The sequence below is a fragment of the Psychrilyobacter sp. genome, from assembly GCF_049671765.1.
Classification (GTDB): Bacteria; Fusobacteriota; Fusobacteriia; order Fusobacteriales; family Fusobacteriaceae; genus Psychrilyobacter.
Window position 1 is genome coordinate 1 of the sequence record NZ_JBATVM010000178.1, and the last position, 2,827, is coordinate 2,827.

Here is a 2,827-nt window from a genome sequence, read left to right on the forward strand (position 1 = left end):
TTTATGATCATTACCATGTTTAGCAAAATAGTTTGAGTAATGAGAATCTCCACTATGATAAACACTTCCACCAGGTGTTTTTATTAAATAATTAACTGCTAACTTATCCATATCTCTTACTGGGCTATCTTTTAATATCATCCCTTTTGGTGCTGTAACTAATTCTGTTCTATCAAATGAATCTAAAGCTATAATTTCAGTATCTTTTACTTTAACTGTATCTCCAGGTTTTACAGTTATGCATCTTTCAGCAGGTACACCCCAACTTTTCCATAGATCTGTACATGCTTCTGGTCCAACAAATTTAACTGATTCATCACAGTTTTGTAAAACTGCTGCTGCTGTATAGTAACAGATATGATCTCCATGATCATGAGTTGCTAACACTACATCTAATTCTTTTATTCCCCAAGGATCTAACACACATGGTGAATTTCTAAGATTTGGTTGCAATGCTACACACCCTATCATTCTTTGATGTTGATGTTGTTCTTTCATTAATTTATTTTTTTTACTTCTTTTACCACTTTTTACCCAAAAATCTATACAAATATTTGCATTCCCCTCTGATTTTACCCAAAGTCCTGTACATCCTAACCACCACATAGCAAATGTTCCCGGAGTTACTACTTCTTCTTCTATTTCTTCATTAAGCCAAGTTCCCCATTCAGGAAAGTTATCCATCAACCACTTTTCTTTTGTAATTTCATTGACATTCATATTTTTTCCTCCTAAATTAACACAAAACATATTCTGTTAGCAATTTGTTAACACTGTTTACAATTTAAATATACTATATACAGAACGAATAGTCAAGAAATGAAACAAAAAAAATCGTAACAGTTCATAAAACCCTTTATTTTGTTAGGCTAAATAATTTAAATATTGTTTTTTTATTTTTTTCATGATAAAATTTAGATAATTTAATTCACTTGTAGGAGCTGCTTTATGTCTGGATACTTAAAAATAGATCACAATTCTTTAATCGCGTTAGGAAATTATATTCGTTCTCATCGAATCAATAAAAATATAGGTTTGAGAGAGATGGCAACTAGAATTGGTATCAGTAATGCTTACTTATCAAATTTAGAATCTGGAAAGCACTCTAAAGCTAATCCTTTGCTATTAAAAAAAATAGCAGAAGAACTAAAAATAGATCACCTTACACTTTTTAAAATTATCGGATACACAAATCAAGACATCAGTGATATTCAAAATGATCTTTTAAATGACAACCGCAAAACAACAAAAAAAGAACTAAAAATGGAAAAAATGGTTAATTATATGAGAAAATTTTCAGAAGAGGAATTTGAATTAGTAGAAAAATACCTAGAACTTATTATAAAAAAATAGTTTTATTATGGAAGTTTAATAGAGTTCAATCAATATTTCAAAATCTTATTTTAATATCGAATTTATAATCCTGAAAAAATCTTACTTTAAAGTCTAGTGTCTATGTTTTGAATTTCTTTTTTCAAAGCATCTAACACTAAATTAATTTTTTTCTTAAACTTTTTTATTTTTAATCATTATTCCACTATAATCCTTTCTGTTTAACTATTTTTTTAAAAAAACTTCAAATTAACGTAATTAACTCTACATCAATCTAAAGATTTCTACTTAATTTTTTATCTAATTTAAAGCCAAATTACTTGCTTTATTCAATCTAATATTTTATAAATCAAATGGGAAGAAATTTCTTCCTCCCCATTCTAATATAATTTTACTATTTTGTTATTAATTGTAATTTTACAGGTATAAACTTAGGAGTTTTTTCTCCTTTGATTATCTTGTTTGCTGTTTCTACACCTTGAGATCCAATCATCTTAGGCTGTTGAGCTACAGTCGCTGCCATCTCACCTTTTTTCACTGATTTTATAGCATCATCAGTAGCATCAAATCCTACCACTAAGATATTTTTGTTGTTTCCTATAGCTCTTAATGCTCCTAATGCCATCTCATCATTATGAGCAAATACACCATCTATTTTTGGTTGAGCTTGAATCATATTTTCCATTACATTAAGTCCTTTAGTTCTATCAAAATCCGCAGCTTGCCTACCTACTACATCTAAGTTTCCTTTAGCTATTTCGTTAAATCCTTTTCCTCTATCTCTTGCGGCAGTTGTTCCTGGAATTCCTTCTAATTCAACTATTTTAGCATTTTTTCCTAACTTTTCTAAGATAAATTCCCCAGCCATTCTTCCTCCTGCTGTATTATCCGATGCAATATGAGTAACTACATCTCCCCTGTTTGCGCCTCTATCTAAAGTTACTACTGGTACTTTTGATCTGTTAGCACTTCTTACAGCTCTATATACTGCATCTGAATCTGTAGGATTGATTAATATTACATCTACTCCTCTTACAATTAGATCTTCTACATTTGATAATTCTTTAGCTGGGTCATTTTGAGAATCTAAAACTATAAGTTCCATATCTAGTTTTTTAGCTTCATCCTGTGCTCCCTCTTTTAGATCTACAAAGAAAGGATTATTTAAAGTAGATACCACTAATCCTACCTTCCCTTTGGCAAAAGCTACCGTTGACATCATCCCAATACAAAGTCCTACAACTAACAATTTCAATGTTCTTTTCATTTTTTAGCCCCCTTTTTATTTATGTGTTTTTCTATCAATTAAAACTGCTGCTAATATAACTAACGCCTTTATCATCATCTGATAATACGAAGACACATCTAATAAATTCAATGCATTTCCTAATACTCCTATGATGAGTGCTCCTGTTATAGTTCCTGATATACTTCCCACTCCTCCAGAAAGTGAAGTCCCACCTAATACTACTGCTGCAATGGCATCTAGTTCATA

Annotated in this window: 4 protein-coding genes; 1 reads left to right on the forward strand and 3 read right to left on the reverse strand. The window is 30.4% G+C overall.

Translation table 11 applies throughout. The features are described 5' to 3' along the window. Positions 1–720, reverse strand: a 720-nt coding sequence (ulaG, locus tag WBG30_RS08665) for an L-ascorbate 6-phosphate lactonase (protein ID WP_424504254.1), incomplete at its 3' end; no start/stop codon positions are given. 228 nt (positions 721–948) lie between these two features. Here ulaG and WBG30_RS08670 point away from each other — a divergent pair. After that, positions 949–1,353: a helix-turn-helix domain-containing protein gene (locus tag WBG30_RS08670; protein WP_424504255.1), complete on the forward strand. Its 405-nt coding sequence runs from the start codon at positions 949–951 to the stop codon at positions 1,351–1,353. A gap of 373 nt (positions 1,354–1,726) precedes the next feature. Here WBG30_RS08670 and rbsB read toward each other — a convergent pair whose 3' ends face one another. Continuing rightward, positions 1,727–2,599, reverse strand: coding sequence for a ribose ABC transporter substrate-binding protein RbsB (rbsB, locus tag WBG30_RS08675; RefSeq protein WP_424504256.1), 873 nt, complete (start codon positions 2,597–2,599; stop codon positions 1,727–1,729). 15 nt (positions 2,600–2,614) lie between these two features. Then, positions 2,615–2,827 (reverse strand): ABC transporter permease subunit (locus WBG30_RS08680; RefSeq protein WP_424504257.1); only part of this gene is annotated, 213 nt, incomplete at its 5' end.